Consider the following 15,505-nt stretch of genomic DNA (forward strand, 5'->3'; position numbering starts at 1 on the left):
TGCGCTGCCCGACCCAGGTGGCTCCCGAGTACAAGGGCGGCGCTACGACGTTCGTCCCTCCGCGGAACCTTCCCTAGCTCTGCGCCGTCGCGGCGGCAGTCGCGGCGGCCGAGATCGGCTCGGTCGCTGCTGCCTCGCGGTCGGGCGCGAGCGGGTCGGTCACCGCGCCGGTCTCTTCATCGAACAGCCCCTGCGCCAGCCTGGTCACCGCTGCGGGGACCGGCGGCGCCAGGTCGGCCACGGCGCGGAGACCGGACAGGACGTCGTCGGGTCGTACGGCAGGCGTCACGTGCCGAACAACCAGCCGCAGTATCGCACAGGGCCGGCCCGTCGGCCCATCATGGTGCGCTACGGAAGCCGCTCCGTCGGAGCCGAGGCCCGTGGCGGGCTGCGTACGGTGCTTTTCGGTGCTCTGAAGGCTCGCGACGGCGGGCCGGGCATCGAAGGTCCGGATGCCGTTCTTGGTCATGCGCTGGACCTCGACGGTCTCGGCCGTGTTGAAGGCCTCGACCGCACGCCGGGCGTCCACCGGGTCCACACCGTCCAGCCGCAACTCCCACACGGAAGCCGTCAGCCGGTCGGCGAGGCCCGAGGTCCGGGCCTCGACCGCGTCGACGACGTCGAGCCCGGTGGGCAGCGACTGGTCTAGGAGTTCGCGCAGCTTGTCCGGGTCGCGCGCCTCGGTGAGCGCGATTTCCAGATACTCCGCCTCACTGCCCGTGCCGGTGGGTGCGGCATTGGCGTACGACACCTTCGGATGCGGCGTGAACCCCGCCGAGTACGCCATCGGCACCTCGGCACGGCGCAGCGCACGCTCGAAGGCGCGCTGGAAGTCACGGTGGCTGGTGAACCGGAGGCGGCCGCGCTTGGTGTAGCGCAGTCGGATGCGCTGCACCGCGGGTGCGGGCGGCGGGCCTTCGGGCTGTCGCTTGCCCAGTGTCGTTCAGTCCTTCGTGAGAGCGGTCGTACTGCTACCAAGAGTACGTGTCTCACCGGACTTCGGTTCCCGCCGTGAGACGGCCTGCGGCTGCCCCGGGTCCCCGAAGAGCATGCGCCGGAGGTCGGCGCGGGCCTGCCGTGCGGACTCGTGCGCCGCGGCCAGCGCCTGCCGCGTGGCCCGGCCCGCGGCGCGGGCCGCCTCGACGGCCGGGCGCAGGACCGTCTCGCGCAGCACGTGCCCGACCGGCGTCAGCACCGTCCGGTACAACCAGCCCACCGGCTGCACGAAGAACCACCGCAAGAGGGTGCCGAGAAAACGGCCGACGGCGAGCGAGAGATGTCCGGCGACGCGCCAGGCGTGGCCGAACGCGGCGGCGATCTCCCGCCCCACGACCGCGAGAACGTGACCGACCGGGGTGAGGACCCAGCGCCGGACGGCGAGCGCGGGCAGCACGAGCAGTACGTACAGCACCTGGAACAGGGCGGCGCCGACGGCGTGGAGGATCACACGGACGAGCCGCGCGGCACCGTCCGCGAGCCGGACGACACCGTGCCCGAAGGGCGTCAGCACATACCGGTGCAGCCAGCCGGCCGGTACGACGACCACATGACCCACGAACCACGCCACCGCCGCGCGGACACCGGCCCCGACGGCGGTGAGGACGTACCCCACACCCTTGAGCAGCCGTGCAAGGACATGCCCCACCGGCGTCAGCACACGGCCGTACACCCACACCGCCCCGGCGCCGATCGCGCGCGACACCCGGGCGGCACCGCGACCGAACGGAGTGAGGACGTAACGGTGGAACCACAGGGCGGGTGCAACGACGAGCACACGGCCCAGCCAGGTGACGCCCCGGCCGAGCGGCACGAGGACGTAACGCCACACCGTCACCCAGGGCCACACGAGCACCGCCCATGCCACCCGCACCAGGGCGTGGCCCACCGGCCGCAGCACGGTGCCGCGCACGAACCGCCCGCCGACGACCAGGGCGTCCCACAGCATGCGCACCGGTACGACCAGGACGAACACGACGATCCGCACGGGCAGACGGATCGCGAGGGTCAGGCAGCCCTCGGCTGACTGCCGCTGCGGTGGCTTCTCCAGGTCCATACCGGCGTAGACGCCTCTGCCGCCCGGACGGATGCGCGCGACGGCCCCCGCCCGCCGCGGAGCCGCAGGCTCCCCTCGGCAACGGCAACTTCCCCGACCGGGAACCGACTTCGGACGCAGGAACGTCAACGGGTCCACCGGCCCTGTGGAATCCACGAGTTCCAGGCAGACTTTGTCTGTAGCAGCCCCGTCGCAAAGAGGATGATCGACGCATGATTACGCTCACGAAGGAAGACGGCCCCGCTGATCTGAACGGAGTGACCCACCTGTCCATCGGCGTGTCCTGGGATCCGACCGCCGGTGCCAGCGGCGGTGTGATGGGCGTGCTCCGCCGCAAGGCCGGTACGGACCTCGATCTCATCGCGGTCGCCATGCAGGGTCAGGACCCGGTGCGTCTGGCGGGGCTCGACTCCCTCGACCCGATGGGCAACGGCTCCTTGGTGCATAGTGGCGACAACCAGACCGGGCGCGGGGACGGCGACGACGAGACCGTGACGGTCGAGTTCGCCCGTATTCCGTCCCAGATCACGTCGATCGTGTTCGTCGCCGCCGCCTTCAAGAAGGGCAGTTCCTTCCAGAAGGCGCGCAACATCAGTTTCAAGGTCTACGACGCGACCGGGGGCAGTTCCCAGCAGGTCGCCGACATCTGGCCGAGTCTGCTCACCCAGGACAACGGCTGCGCCGTGGCCAAGGCCGTGCGTGTCGACGGTAGTTGGAAGCTCGAAGTGATCAATACGACGGGAAAGATCAAGCAGGGCGACGAGCACGCACTGATGCGCTTCGCCGTCAGCAAGTAGTTCCCGCGGCACATCGGACGACGACCCCCGCGGCCCGGCACTTCACGGCCCGGGCCGCGGGCGTGTCCGGCACGGGGCGGACGCCGGCCTCCTCCCCTGCCTTCCCGGGCCGCGTTCAGGAGGCCAGGATGCCGATGCCGTCACCGAGCAGCTTGAGTCCGAGGACGAAGAACAGGGCGGCCATGACGGCCGCGTTGTGCCGCACGGCCCGGTCCCGCCAGGTACCGAGAAGGCCCTGGGCCCGCTCCCCCATGGCGAGGAAGACGGCGGGCGGCGCGAGGACGCCGAGCGACGCGATGACGACGAAGACGACGAGCGCGCCGATCTGCTGGGACACGGGGATCCCGGCGGAGCTGATCGAGGCTCCCGCCGCAAGGGTCAAAGGGGCGTTCTTGGCGTTGGCCGCCGACAGCAGCAGCCCAAGACCGAGGGCCTTGAGCGGGGTGAGGCGGTCGAGCGCGGACATCCACTTCGGCAGCCGGGCCTGCGCCGCGTCGGCCGGCCGGCGGCGCCACTGACGGACGGCGAACAGGGCGAGCAGCGCTCCCAGTACGAGTTTCAGCACGCCCACCCAGGCCGCCGGGTGCTTGTTCGCGGACGCGCCGCCCGAGCCGCCCACCGCCAGCATGATCGCGCCGAGCAGCGCGAGGCCCAGCAACCAGCCGCACGCGAACAGACTGCCGTTGAGGCGCCCTCGTGGGGTGGCCAGCAGCAGGATGATCGCCACGATGGGGAGCGGGCTCACCGCCACACCGGCCGCCAGGCCCAGCACGTCGCCCACGGCGTGTCCCACGGTCGCCTCCTCACGGCGGGGGAATCGGGTGGTCGGGCTCGGTTCCTCCTCAGTCCTTGATCCCGCCGATGGCGATGGGCAGATGACGGGGACCTCGCAGCACGGCGTTGGGCCGGTAGGGGGGTGGGTCCTCGGCCAGGCGCGGGGCGTCGAGCCGGCGGACCAGTGCGGTCAGGGCCAGTTGGGCCTCGAGCCGGGCCAGGGGAGCGCCGAAGCAGGCGTGCAATCCGTGCCCGAAGCCCAGGTGCTGGTTGTCCGAGCGGTCGGGGATGAACCGGTCGGCGTCGGTGAAGCGCTGGGGGTCCCGGCTGCCGGAGGCCAGCATGAGGTAGACCGACGCGCCCTTGGGGATGATGGTTCCGGCGATGTCGATGTCGGCCAGCGTGGTGCGCTGCGGCAGCATCTGCACGGGGGGCTCGAAGCGCAGGAGCTCCTCCACGAGCGGGACGGCCAGATCGGGCTCCGCCCGCAGCCGCTGGAGCACGTCCGGGTTGCGCAGCAGGGTGAGCATGCCGTTCGTGATGAGGTTGACCGTGGTCTCATGACCGGCGACCAGCAGCAGTGCGGAGGTGGTGACGGCCTCCACCGGTGACATCCGCCCGTCCGCTCCGTGGCCTGCGGCCATGGCGGACAGCATGTCGTCGCGGGGGGAGCGGCGGCGCTCTTCGATGAGTCCGGCGAGATAGCCGGCCAGCTCTCTCCGTGCCCGCCGGACGGATTCCAGCTTGGCCTCGCGCTCCTCGTCGGTGACGACGGGGTCGGGCCCGGCCGCGATCGTGTCGGCCCACTCGTGGAAAAGCTTCTCGTCCTCGCGCGGGACGCCCAGCAGACGGCAGATCACCGTGACGGGGAACGGATAGGAGATGTCGTCGACGAGATCGATCTGCTCCTTGCCCCGGCAGCCGTCGATGAGCTCGGCGACCACATCGGTGAGCTCTCCGTGCATGTCGTACACCCGGCGGGGGGTGTCCGGCGGGCCGAAGGGGGCCGTGGCGAGCCGGCGCAGCCTGTCGTGCTCGGGAGGATCGAGCCTGAGGAAGTTCGGCGGCAGGTCCGGGTCCTGGTCCTGACCGGTGGCCTTGGCGGCCTCGGCGGTCAGATTGCGGGCGTCCGAGCTGATGCGCGGGTCGTGCAGCAGACTTCTGATCTCCCAGTAGGTGCTGACCAGGTAGGGACCGGCCTCGTCGCGGACGACCGGGGTCTTGCGGAGCTCCGCGTAGAGCGGATACGGGTCGGGGCGATTGGCGAAGTCGGTGATCCGGTGCAGGAGCGCGACCGACGTCATGGCGGGTTCCTTCCGAGTGCTGCGGCCGGGCGGCGTTCTTCTCGGCGCATGCGGTCAGGCGCGTCGCGGGGTGAAGGTGATACGCCGGTCGGTCGGCGAGTGGCCGCTGAGTGTGACGGTGGGACCGTGGCTGGGCAGGGACGGATCGGGGAATCCGGCCGGCACGGGCTGCATCCCCTCGGGCCGCCGGTCGACGGTGGGGAATTCGGGCGGGAAGGGTGCGGCCCTCTCGATCTCACTTTCGTAGAAGTCGAGCCATTTCGCCTGGTCGAAGGTGACGGCCGCGATGATGCGGCCCTGGTGGCCGTAGGCCGCCGTGAAGCGGTGTTCGGCGAGGGACCCTTGGGTGACGATGATCTGGTCGGCCATGGGCGGGACGCCGACGGACTTGATGTTGACACCGAACTGCGCGGACCAGAACGACGGCATCCACAGGTGGGGACGGCGGTCGGTGCTGGCGCTGACCATGTTGTGGGCCGCGATCTCGGCCTGCGCGACCGCGTTGCCCCAGTGCTCCAGGGACAGGAACTGGTATCCGAAGAGCGGATGCGGGGAGCGTGCGACATCACCGGCGACGAAGACGTCGTCGGTGACGATGCCCCGTACGTCGAAGGCGCGGCATCCGGCGTCGCAGGCGATCCCCCGTGGACCGGCACCGAGCCCGGAGTCCGCCAGCCATTCCGTGTTGCGCGTGGCGCCCAGCGCGACGACGACCACCTCGGCCTCGACGGCGGCGCCGTCGGAGAAGTGCGCTGTGCGCACCCGGCCCGCGGCGTCCCCCTCCAGCCCTGTGACCTGCACACCGCACCTCAGATCGACGCCGTGGGACCGTTGCAGCTCCGCGGCCACCTCGCCGACCACACCGCCGAGGGCACCCACCAAAGGCGCCGCGCCGCGCTCCGCCACCGTGACGGAAAGCCCTCGCTCACGGCAGGCCGAGGCGATCTCGGAGCCGGTGAATCCGGCCCCGATCACCAGCACCCCGCGGGGTCCGGCCTTCAGCCGGTGGTGCAGTCGTGTCGCGTCGTCCCGGGTGCGCAGCACGAACACCCCGTCCAGTTCGGCCTCCAGCTCACGCGGCCACGGCCGGGCCCGCACCCCGGTCGTGATCAGCAACCGGTCGTACTCCACGGAGTCACCGTCGGAGAGCTGCACCCGCTTGGCCGCCAGGTCCAGTCCCGTCGCGGCCACGCCGAGCCGCCACTCGGCGTCCACCAGCCGTCTCCGGGGCAGGGCCGTGTGGTCGGGGGGCACTTTCCCCAGCAGGACCTGCTTGGACAGCGGCGGCCGGTCGTACGGCTCGTGGGGCTCGTCGCCGATCATCGTGAGCGTGCCGGTGAACCCCTCGTCGCGCAGCGCCTCGGCGGCCCGAAGGCCGGCCAGCGAGGCTCCGACGACGACGATGCGACCTTGGCTTCGGAACGCCTCCAGATATCCGTCAACCGACACGGGAGGCACCCGCCGTTCCCGCGGCCGGTGCCCCGTCCCCGTACTCCACCGTGATGGCCCTGACCGGGCAGGCCTCGGCCGCCCGCCGCACGTTCCTCCGCTGCTCGTCGTCGGGTTGCGGGTCGTACATCAGTGCCTCGTCGCCGTGCATCGTGAACACGTCGGGGGCGAGGAAGGCGCACTGCGCGTAGCCCTGACACCGGTTGAGGTCAACGACAAGTCTCATGCGCTGTCAGCTCCTTCACGACGCGCTCGTGCGGGCCGCCGTTCTTCCCGGAGACAGCACGGACGCGGGCTGCCTCCTCTCAGCGTGGAAGGGCACGGGCACCGGCGCACGTCCATCGAGCCGTCAGGGTGAGAGGCCACTGGGCGGCGGCGGGAGCACCGCTTCCCCGGCCCGCGGGTGCCAAGCCGTACGGCCGCACACCGGACGTCACCGAGCCCCCGCCCGACAGGGGAGGGGGCTCGGACGGGGCCATGTGCCCGGCCGGGGATCTGGCGAGCCCACGGGCCGGCGCCTGCCGGCTCAGTAGCGCTGGGCCTTGACGAGACGGGGCGTCAGCTTCGGCTCGGCGGGCTGGCGGCTGAAGGCGATCGGCTGCTCCTTCTGGCCGGGGGCGAGATTCTGTGCACCGGCGTACCGGGTCTCGACGACACGGCCCTCCGCGTCCTCGAAGTCGACCTGGACTGCGTAGGAGGCCTTCTGGTCGGTGTTGTTGGTGATGGTGAGCAGGACGGCGAGGACACCACCGGTCTGGGTCCTGGGCATGCCGGACATGCTGACGTCGGAGAGTGCGTTCCCCCTCCCCTGCACATGCTTGAGCTCGTTCTCGGCGGTCGTGGCGTTGCGTGCGGTGTCGGCGGACACCGAGGCCTCGAACTCGGAGGCGCGGGCCGAGAGAGAGGATTCCGCGGCCGATGCCGACGCGCGGGCGGACGCCTCGGCGGACTGGGCCAGCGATGCCAGAGCGGAAGGTGGTGTGCCCGAGAACGACGCGGTGTTCGGCGGTGTGGGACGCGGGCTGACCGTCCCACCGCCGTTGTCGTTGTTGTTCGTGCACGAGACCAGCGACGCCGCACCGAGTGCCGCGAGGGCCACGCTCGTCGCTGCGAGCACGGCCCCGGGTCGTCGTGGCTCGCTCTCGGCCCCTGGCTCGTCTGCGTTCATCACATGCGGACCTTTCCCTGTCGGCGACGTGGGGTGGTGATGTCCGGGTCGCCCGTGGCCGATCACGAGAAGATCGGGCAGGGCTTCCTTCTCGACACACAGAATGGCCGAACAACCCCATTTGCGCCTTTTGGTGGCAGCAGACGGCAGGGGGCCTCGGGCCCCGCGTTCCGTGCGCGGGGCCGTGCCGGTCCTCGGTATGAACGCGGCGCACCGGGGCGGTCCGCTGACGCCGGATGCCCCGCCGTCAGGGGGCCGGGGCGTCGCACACCTGCCTGAGGTGCGGCGAGCCGGCCGCGGGCGAAGGCAACAGGAATCCGGCAGGGGCGGCAGGCCCCCGCCGTTCACGCGACCCCTGCCGGTGGCGCACTCAGCCGTCCGGCCAGTGCACCAGTCCGTCGACCGACGGAGCGTAGAGCGTCGCGTCCTCCGGTGAGTCGTAGAACTCGTAGGCGTCGTGGAGGCCGCTGATCTCGAAGACCTTGCGCGACCGTCCGGACGGACACGTGATACGCAGCGAACCCCCGTGTTCGCGGACGCGCTTCGTGCTGGCCACCACCGCCCCGAGGCCCACGGAGTCCAGGAACGGGACGAAGCACAGGTCCAGGACGAGGTGGCGGTGCCCCTCGTCGAGCAGCTTGATCACCGCCTCGCGGATCCTGGGCGAGGTGTGGACGTCTATCTCGCCGTCGACCTCCAGAACGGTCCAGCCGTTCACCACGTCGAAGCTGACGACCATGCGCTCGCTGCGGATGATGTTCGTTCGCATCGCCATCCCTCGTCACGTCTTGCGGACGGCATGAAGCCCCCATGCGGCGATTGGCGTGCGCATGCCCACGCATGCCTGACCGCCTTCACCTGGCCCTTTACTCCACTACAAGTCTCTCGGGCCCAGGTCGCAAGCGGGATCACGGCCCCGGGGCGCCCCCGCGCCCGCGCCCGGAGCGTCGACGGCCGGGCACGGGACCTCGGTCGCCCCTGCGACACCCCCGACTCCGCCCGGACCACCCGGTTCGGCCTCGGCAGGGCCGACGTTCGCCCGGGCCGGAGTCGCCTCGTCGCGCATATCGGAGAACCGGTATTTTTTCGGCCACCGCACAACCCCCTGACGGACGGGCCGACCGTAAAATAGAAGGCCGTGGCATCTCCCCCGGGACCCGGCACGGACAGAAACGGACAGCCCGAGCTGACGGACGTCCCCTACACATCGTCGGTGGGAGCTCCGCCCGGGGTGGAGGTGCTCGACTTCCCCGGGCTGCTCGCTCGCGCGGCGGGTCACGGCGTCGACCCGTACTCCCCCATCCGGGCCGCCTTCCACGAACTGATCGCCGTACGGTCCGGCGTACTGGAGTACTCGCTGGACTTCACCGAGCACCGGCTGGGCGAAGGCAGCTGGCTGTGGGCACGCCCGGGCCAGGTACACCAGTTCCGCTCCGACCTCGCCGCCGCCGAGGGCGTCGTCATCCTGATCCGGCCCGGCTTCCTCGGGCCCGCCGCCCTGACCGCCGACATCGCCCACCGGCCGCCGCAGGGGCCACTGATTCCCGAGGGCGCGGCAGGCGACGCCCTCTCCACCCTGCTGGCACTGCTGGCCGGCGAGTACCGCAGGCCGGCGAACCTGCCGCCGGACGTCCACATCGAGGTGCTCCGCCACCTGCTCACCGCCCTCGTCCTGCGCCTCGCCCATCTGCGCGGCCCCCGAAGCGACGCCGAGACGGGCACCGAGGTGTTCCGCCGGTTCCGGCGGGCGGTCGAGGACGGTTACACCCGCAGCCACCGCGTGGAGGACTACGCCAGGGATCTCCGCTACAGCGTGCGCACCCTCACCCGGGCCACGCGCGCCGCCACAGGCCGCGGCGCCAAGCGCTTCATCGACGACCGTGTCCTGCTGGAGGCCAAACGACTGCTGGTGCACACCGACCTGTCCGCCACGGCCGTCGGCGAGCGGCTCGGCTTCCCGGACGCCACGGTCTTCACCAAGTTCTTCCGACTGCGGGTCGGCGAGACCCCGACCGCCTTCCGCGACACCGCCCGGGGCACGCGGCGGCCCTGACCGGTCCGCTCGGGTCGCACCGAAGGGGCTCGGACCGGCCCGAATCCCGGTTGTCCGTTTCTGTCCATGGCATGTCGCCGAAGGAATGCCATGGCCTGCCCATTCCTGGCTAGCGTCGGAAACGGAAGGTGTTGCGGCGACCGAAAAAGGTCGACCGCCTTCCATCCTGCCGAAGGTGCGAAGGGAGCTGACCGGCGTGCGGTTGATCGTGGGAATGACGGGCGCGACGGGGGCCGTGTTCGGCGTCCGCCTCCTTGAGCGGCTGGCCCTGCTGCCCGACGTCGAGACCCATCTGGTGCTCAGCCGGTGGGCACGCACCACCATCGAGCTGGAGACAGGACGCTCCGTGCGCGAGGTCACCGCTCTGGCCGACGAGGTGTACGCCCCCGCGGACCAAGGCGCCATGATCTCCTCGGGGTCCTTCAGGACCGACGGCATGATCGTCGCGCCCTGCTCCATGAAGACCCTGGCGGGGATCCGCGCGGGCTACGCCGACGGGCTCGTGGGCCGCGCCGCCGACGTGGTGCTCAAGGAGGGGCGCAGGCTCGTCCTCGTGCCGCGGGAGACCCCGCTCGGCGAGATCCATCTCGAGAACATGCTGGCCCTCACCCGGATGGGCGTGCGGATGGTGCCGCCCATGCCCGCCTTCTACAACCACCCGCGGTCGGTCGACGACATCGTCGACCACATCACCGCCCGTGTCCTCGACCAGTTCGACCTGCCCGCCCCCGCCGCCAGGCGCTGGGAGGGCATGCGCGCCGCCCGCGCGATCGAACCCGCCGTCTGACCCGCCGGCGGACACCGCACCGGCAAGGAGTTCCATGCCTTACGACGACCTGCGCAGCTTCCTGGAGACCCTCGACAAGGAGGGCCAACTCCTGCGTGTCACGGACGAGGTGATGCCCGAGCCGGACATCGCCGCTGCCGCGAACGCGGCCCCCCGCCTGGGCGACGCCGCCCCGGCCCTGTACTTCGACAACGTCAAGGGCTTCACCGACGCCCGGATCGCGATGAACGTGCACGGCTCCTGGGCCAACCACGCCCTCGCGCTCGGCCTTCCCAAGGAGACCGGCACCAAGGAACAAGTGGCGGAGTTCATCCGCCGCTGGGCCGACTTCCCCGTCCGACCCGAGTGGCGGGACAACCCGCCGTGGGGCCGGAACACCATGGACGGCGACGAGGTCGACATCTTCCAGGTGCTCCCGCTGATCCGGCTCAACGACGGCGACGGCGGCTTCTACATCGACAAGGCCGCCGTCGTCTCCAGGGACCCCGGGGACCCGCAGAACTTCGGGAACCAGAACGTCGGCATCTACCGCATCGAGGTCAAGGGCAAGCGCAGACTGGCCCTCCAGCCGGTGCCGATGCACGACATAGCCCAGCACCTGCGCAAGGCCGAGGAGAGGGGCGAGGACCTGCCGGTCGCGCTCGCGCTCGGCAACGACCCGGTGATCTCCATCGTCGCCTCGACCCCGATGAAGTACGACGAGAACGAGTACGAGATGGCGGGCGCGCTGCGCGGTGCCCCCGCACCGATCACCAGGGCCCCACTCACCGGGCTGCCGGTGCCCTGGGGCAGTGAAGTCGTCGTCGAGGGCGTCATCGAGGGCCGCAGGCGTGAGATCGAGGGGCCCTTCGGCGAGTTCACCGGCCACTACTCCGGCGGCCGCAAGATGACCGTCATCCGCATCGACAGGATCTCCTACCGCACCGACCCGGTCTTCGAGCATCTCTACCTCGGCATGCCGTGGACGGAGATCGACCACCTGATGGGCCCAAACACCTGCGTGCCGATCTACCAGCAGCTCAAGCAGGACTTCCCCGAAGTGCAGGCGGTCAACGCCATGTTCACCCACGGCCTGGTCGTCATCGTGTCCACGAAGAAGCGGTACGGCGGCTTCGCCAAGGCGGTCGGCACGCGGGTGCTGACGACGCCGCACGGCCTGGGCTACGCGGCCACCGTCATCGTCGTCGACGAGGACGTGGACCCCTTCAACCTGCCCCAGGTGATGTGGGCCTTGTCCACCAAGATGAACCCGGCCGGCGACCTGATCCGGATCCCCAACATGCCGGTGATGGAACTGGCCCCGCAGGCCGATGCCCCGGGCATCCTCGACAAGCTGATCATCGACGCCACCACTCCCACCGGATCCGACCGGCGGGGCAACTTCAGCAACCAGGTGAAGGACCTGCCCGAGACGGGCGAATGGCTCACCAGGCTTCAGCAGCTCGCCGCCCGGCGCTGACCCCCGTCCAGTCCCAGCCGCAAGGAAGTGCCCGCCATGGCCGCCTCTTCGATCTGCCCCCGCTGCGCCCATGAGACCGTCGAGACGGTCTTCACCTCGCCCGTGCCCGGCGTGTGGGACGTGCTCCAGTGCCGGCAGTGCCTCTATATGTGGCGCACCACCGAACCGGCCCGCCGGACCCGGCGCGACCTGTACCCGGAGAGGTTCAGGATGACCCCCGAGGACATCGCGGCCGCCATCGAGGTCCCCCTCGTCCCACCGCTCCTCGACCCGCGCTGACCGGGCCGGGGCCGCGGGCCCCACCCGGTCGGACGCGGCGTACGGCCCGCGGTCGCAGGTGTCCCCCGTTCTCCGTGAACTCCCGCAGCGCTGTGGACGTCTATGGTGGCGCGGGGCCGGAGAAGCCCGGATCACGCGCGGTACAGGGCGGGATCAGGGGGATTCCACATGGCACGGCGGGGACCCGAGCGGACGAACGAGGAAGACGAACGCCACCGGCACAACCGACGCGCCGCGCTCTCCGGCAAGATCACCGCCGCCGCCCTGGGGACCGTGGTGATCCTCATCGAGGGCTACACCGCGCATCTGACCTGGTGGCTCGTGGTCCCTGTCGCCGCGGTGTCGGGTGGCTTCGTGGCATGATCGGGTGCGCGGTCGGGCCACGAGGACGGTGTCCGCGCGCAGGCTGTCGCGCCGGATGAGATCGTCCTCGGCGCGCACACCGTGCGGCCGCCGTCGGCCCCGCAGCGGGCCGCCGCCCCGCATGAGAATCCCCCCTACCAACTGCGGTTGACCACACGCACCTTGCATCTGTGGGAGCACGCCGGCCTGCTGTGGAGCCACCCCTGGAAGGAACTGCGCGTGACGGCCGACGGCCCGCGCCTGCGCGTGTTCCACCAGGGCCAGGAGAGGGGGGACTGCTCGTGGAGCCCCCCGGATCGGCCGAAGAACTCCAACCGGCGGCGCGCCGGCTGGGGGCGTAGGCCGGGCCGACCGCGACCGGGCGGTATCGGGAAGCGTCGGGCGCACCCGAGACCGGTGAGCCGCGCCGCGGCAGGGACGCGCACCGCAGGAACCTCGAGGCTCTCGGGTCGGACCAACCCCGCGTCACAGGGGCGGTGTGGCCCCGCTGCCCTGGGCCGCTGCCGGCCCGGTCGAGCCTGACGGGTCCTCGCGGGGCGTCCGTACCGCGATGCGGAGCAGTTCCCCGACCGCGCCGGTGGGCGGGCGGTCCTTCGGCCACACGGCACGAAGCCGCCTGCGCAGATCGGCCCCCGTCACCGGGACCTCCACGATGCGCCCTTCGGCCAGATCCTCCTGGACCGTGACCGCACTGAGCACCGCGGGACCGGCGCCTTCGGCCACGGCCCTGCGCACCGCGGCGTTGGCGTCCAGCACCATCAGCGGCCGGACCCGCTCGACGCCGGAGCCGGCAAGTACACGCTCGAGCGTCTCGCGGGTGCCTGAACCCGCTTCGCGGACGATCAGGCGGGTACGGGCCAGCTCCGCCGGGTCCACCGGCTCCCGCCGCCGCGCCCAGGCATGCTGCGGCGCGACCACGACGACCAGCCGGTCACTGCCCACCTGGCGTGAGTCGAGCCCGGACGGCACGGTCGGCGCCTCGGTGAACCCCAGGCCGATCCGGCCGCTCGCGGCGAGCGTGGCGACCTGTTCGGAATTGGTCACCTTGAGGCTGACGTATACATCGGGCGAGTTCCGCTGCAGTGTGCCCAGCCACCCGGGTACGAAGTGTTCGGCCAGCGTCATGCTGGCTGCCAGGTGCAGGTCGACGGCGCGGTCGCCGCGCAGCGCCGCGACGCCCACCATCAGCGAATCCACTTCGGAAAGCACCCGCCCCGCCCATTGGCACACGGCCTTGCCCTCGGTGCTCAGCACCGAGCCGCGCGTGTCGCGGTTCACCAGCGTCAGCCCCAGGCGGCGCTCGAGCAGGGTCAGGCGTTTGCTCGCGGCGGGCTGGCTGATCCCCATGCGTTCGGCGGCCTGGCCCAGGCTGCCCAGCTCGGCCACCAATGTCAGCAACTGGAGACTGCTGAGGTCGGGAGGCGAAGTACTCATAACCCCCGATTATGAGGGCATTCCCGATCGGCCGGTACCGGACCGTCGCCTGCCCGACGAGGATGGGAGTCGTCCGGAAAGAACGGCCGAAACATTGTGAATCGCGATCTCCAGGCGGGTTCGGCACCGTGATGGTCATGAATTCCCGCCGCGTGGACGGCAGGAGAGCCGCCGAGGGCCGAATTCCGTCGATACGGGCGCCCACCCGACGACACCCGGTCCCAAGAGAGCCTGCCCTGCCGATTCAGCCGCGGGCGGCCCGCGCGAGAGCGCCCCGACCCCAAGGGAGCAACGGCACGCAACCCCTTCCCGACCTGCCGAACAGGAAAAGGGCATTCGGATTCGCCCCGTCCTCCCACCCGATGCGTGAACGAGAGCAGTAAGGACCGACCATGTCCCACCATCTCGACACTCCACAGGCCGCCCAGAACGGTCAGCTGTTCATCGACGACCTCTACGTGTTCCCCGGCGAACACAGCACGGTGTTCGTCATGGACGTCAACTCCGATATCACCGGCGTGTATGCGCGGCCCGGGTTCCACCCGGAGGCTCGCTACGAATTCAAGGTTCATTTCGACGGCGCCGAATTCGAGACCCTGACCTATCGGGTCTCCTTCGGCGAACCCGACCCGGACGGCGCGCAGACACTGCGGTTGCACGTCCTGTCCGGCGACGAGGCGCGCGAGGACTCCGCCGACGGCGAACTCGTGCTGGAAGGCCGCACCGGTCGGACGGCCGCGGCGGACGGCACCCGCCTCTGGGCCGGGCGCATCTCCGACTCGTTCTATATCGACCTGTCCCTGCTGGCCGTCGTCAACGGGGCGGTGGCGAAGGGAACAGCCGTGGACCTCTCGGACTGGCGCCCGCAGGAGGCCCGTAACAGCTTCACCGGCACCACCGTGGAGTCGATCGTGCTCGAAGTGCCGCATGAGCACGCACAGTTGCACCCCGGAGCCGATATCGGTGTGTGGTGCGCGACCAAGCTGGCCACCGACGCAGGCGGTTGGCGGCAGATCAACCGCGGCGGGCATCCGATGATGTGGCCGATCTTCTGGCCGGGCGACACCGACTTCTCCAACCCGGCCAACACCCGGCATCCCTCGGCGGACCTCGCGGCCGCCGGGGAGGAGATCGCCGGTCAGGTCGCGGCGGTCGTCGCCGCCACCGGGACCAGCGCGGACCCGGAGGGCTACGGACGGATCGTGGCCCGGCAACTGTTCCCGGACGTGCTCCCCTACGTCGTCGGGACCCCCGCCATCTACGGCTTCGTAGTACGCAACGGCCGCACCCTGGCCGACAACGCACCGGAGGCGATGCTCTCCCTCGTGTCCGGCACGGCCGTGCCGGCCGGTCTCAAGCCGTCCGTCGCCGAGCACCTGAGGAGCGGCAGCTTCCCCTACGTCGTGCCTGTGTAACCGTCCCCACCGGTCGCCGCCCCTGGAGTTGCCGGGAGTTCCCGGGGGCGTCGACGCAGCGAGGGGGTGCGGACGGTCAGGAACTGTCGCCGGACACCGTCGAGCCCCTTCCCCGACCGGGGAGGGGGCTCGGGGCGCACACAGTCCCCCTCGATGCCGCCGACGGGGAC

The 15,505-nt window shown here is 70.9% G+C and carries 16 protein-coding genes; 7 read left to right on the plus strand and 9 right to left on the minus strand.

Annotated features, from left to right (window positions below; genetic code table 11):
* Positions 1 to 73: 73 nt before the first annotated feature.
* The gene (locus ADL25_RS33150; RefSeq protein ID WP_059131578.1) at positions 74 to 895 is read right to left on the minus strand and encodes a TIGR03936 family radical SAM-associated protein; all 822 of its coding nucleotides are present in this window, start codon (positions 893 to 895) and stop codon (positions 74 to 76) included.
* 48 nt (positions 896 to 943) lie between these two features.
* The gene (locus tag ADL25_RS33155; protein ID WP_059131579.1) at positions 944 to 2,053 is read right to left on the minus strand and encodes a hypothetical protein; all 1,110 of its coding nucleotides are present in this window, start codon (positions 2,051 to 2,053) and stop codon (positions 944 to 946) included.
* Between the two features lie 212 nt (positions 2,054 to 2,265).
* Here ADL25_RS33155 and ADL25_RS33160 point away from each other — a divergent pair, with 212 nt between their 5' ends.
* Positions 2,266 to 2,850, plus strand: a complete 585-nt coding sequence (locus tag ADL25_RS33160; protein WP_059131580.1) for a TerD family protein — start codon at positions 2,266 to 2,268, stop codon at positions 2,848 to 2,850.
* A gap of 115 nt (positions 2,851 to 2,965) precedes the next feature.
* Here ADL25_RS33160 and ADL25_RS33165 read toward each other — a convergent pair whose 3' ends face one another.
* From ADL25_RS33165 to ADL25_RS33190, 6 genes are all read right to left on the minus strand, one after another.
* Entirely contained in the window at positions 2,966 to 3,643 is a 678-nt protein-coding gene (locus tag ADL25_RS33165; RefSeq protein WP_059131581.1) for a GAP family protein, read from the minus strand.
* Between the two features lie 49 nt (positions 3,644 to 3,692).
* Complete coding sequence (locus ADL25_RS33170; RefSeq protein ID WP_059131582.1) at positions 3,693 to 4,928, minus strand: cytochrome P450; 1,236 nt, start codon at positions 4,926 to 4,928, stop codon at positions 3,693 to 3,695.
* Between the two features lie 54 nt (positions 4,929 to 4,982).
* Positions 4,983 to 6,377, minus strand: coding sequence for an NAD(P)/FAD-dependent oxidoreductase (locus ADL25_RS33175; RefSeq protein ID WP_059131583.1), 1,395 nt, complete (start codon positions 6,375 to 6,377; stop codon positions 4,983 to 4,985).
* Positions 6,367 to 6,603 carry a ferredoxin gene (locus ADL25_RS33180; RefSeq protein WP_059131584.1) on the minus strand — a complete coding sequence of 79 codons (237 nt, stop codon included), beginning with the start codon at positions 6,601 to 6,603 and terminating at the stop codon, positions 6,367 to 6,369. The genes ADL25_RS33175 and ADL25_RS33180 overlap by 11 nt, the downstream gene beginning before the upstream one ends.
* Positions 6,604 to 6,903: 300 nt before the next feature.
* On the minus strand, positions 6,904 to 7,545 hold the full coding sequence (locus ADL25_RS33185) for an FxLYD domain-containing protein (protein ID WP_059131585.1): 642 nt from the start codon (positions 7,543 to 7,545) through the stop codon (positions 6,904 to 6,906).
* 370 nt (positions 7,546 to 7,915) lie between these two features.
* Positions 7,916 to 8,314: an STAS domain-containing protein gene (locus ADL25_RS33190; protein WP_079050727.1), complete on the minus strand. Its 399-nt coding sequence runs from the start codon at positions 8,312 to 8,314 to the stop codon at positions 7,916 to 7,918.
* A gap of 369 nt (positions 8,315 to 8,683) precedes the next feature.
* Between ADL25_RS33190 and ADL25_RS33195 the strand changes: the two genes are divergently transcribed.
* The 5 genes from ADL25_RS33195 (at position 8,684) to ADL25_RS33215 (ending at position 12,486) form a co-directional block, all read left to right on the plus strand.
* Positions 8,684 to 9,598 (plus strand): helix-turn-helix transcriptional regulator, encoded by a 915-nt coding sequence (locus tag ADL25_RS33195; RefSeq protein ID WP_181923045.1) that lies wholly within the window; start codon positions 8,684 to 8,686, stop codon positions 9,596 to 9,598.
* A gap of 196 nt (positions 9,599 to 9,794) precedes the next feature.
* Positions 9,795 to 10,385, plus strand: coding sequence for a non-oxidative hydroxyarylic acid decarboxylases subunit B (locus ADL25_RS33200; protein WP_059131586.1), 591 nt, complete (start codon positions 9,795 to 9,797; stop codon positions 10,383 to 10,385).
* Between the two features lie 34 nt (positions 10,386 to 10,419).
* Positions 10,420 to 11,844 carry a non-oxidative hydroxyarylic acid decarboxylases subunit C gene (locus tag ADL25_RS33205; RefSeq protein WP_059131587.1) on the plus strand — a complete coding sequence of 475 codons (1,425 nt, stop codon included), beginning with the start codon at positions 10,420 to 10,422 and terminating at the stop codon, positions 11,842 to 11,844.
* Positions 11,845 to 11,880: 36 nt separating this feature from the next.
* Positions 11,881 to 12,123: a non-oxidative hydroxyarylic acid decarboxylases subunit D gene (locus ADL25_RS33210; RefSeq protein WP_059131588.1), complete on the plus strand. Its 243-nt coding sequence runs from the start codon at positions 11,881 to 11,883 to the stop codon at positions 12,121 to 12,123.
* A 168-nt stretch (positions 12,124 to 12,291) separates the two neighbouring features.
* The gene (locus ADL25_RS33215; protein WP_059131589.1) at positions 12,292 to 12,486 is read left to right on the plus strand and encodes a hypothetical protein; all 195 of its coding nucleotides are present in this window, start codon (positions 12,292 to 12,294) and stop codon (positions 12,484 to 12,486) included.
* A 465-nt stretch (positions 12,487 to 12,951) separates the two neighbouring features.
* Here the strand turns inward: ADL25_RS33215 and ADL25_RS33220 are convergent, their stop codons facing one another.
* Positions 12,952 to 13,920 carry a LysR family transcriptional regulator gene (locus tag ADL25_RS33220; protein ID WP_059131590.1) on the minus strand — a complete coding sequence of 323 codons (969 nt, stop codon included), beginning with the start codon at positions 13,918 to 13,920 and terminating at the stop codon, positions 12,952 to 12,954.
* A 392-nt stretch (positions 13,921 to 14,312) separates the two neighbouring features.
* On the opposite strand from ADL25_RS33220, the gene ADL25_RS33225 reads away from it, so the two are divergent.
* Complete coding sequence (locus ADL25_RS33225; protein ID WP_059131591.1) at positions 14,313 to 15,335, plus strand: DUF4331 family protein; 1,023 nt, start codon at positions 14,313 to 14,315, stop codon at positions 15,333 to 15,335.
* Positions 15,336 to 15,505 lie beyond the last annotated feature (170 nt).

Source organism: Streptomyces sp. NRRL F-5122 (assembly GCF_001507435.1).
GTDB classification, from domain to species: domain Bacteria; phylum Actinomycetota; class Actinomycetes; order Streptomycetales; family Streptomycetaceae; genus Streptomyces; species Streptomyces lannensis.